This window comes from Paraburkholderia sp. SIMBA_027 (genome assembly GCF_046535315.1).
GTDB lineage: Bacteria > Pseudomonadota > Gammaproteobacteria > Burkholderiales > Burkholderiaceae > Paraburkholderia > Paraburkholderia tropica.
Genome location: NZ_JAWRWY010001441.1, coordinates 1 through 242, shown reverse-complemented (window position 1 = coordinate 242; position 242 = coordinate 1). Strand labels below are relative to the sequence as shown.

General features: G+C 70.2%; 1 protein-coding gene. It reads right to left on the bottom strand.

Annotation, left to right across the window (positions count from 1 at the left end; all coding sequences use genetic code 11):
- The coding region (locus SB764_RS43945) for an isochorismatase family protein (RefSeq protein ID WP_410867305.1) at positions 1–242 on the bottom strand (242 nt) is incomplete at both ends.

The window sequence follows — 242 nt, the reverse complement described above, 5'->3', positions numbered from 1 at the left end:
CCGGCCGCAGCCGCGTCGACACCTCGTCCACCGACAGCACGTCGCCGAAGAACAGCAGCCAGCCGTGCAGGGCGTTTTCGTGTTCGGCCGGCGTCACCGCGGCCAGCGCGTCGTCCACCATGATGGTGCGGAAGTCGCGCATCATGGCGTCGCGCGCGGTCGATTCGCAGCAGACGTTGGTGACCGTGCCGGCGATCAGCAGCGTGTCCACGCCGCGTCCGCGCAGCAGCGGCTCCAGTTCC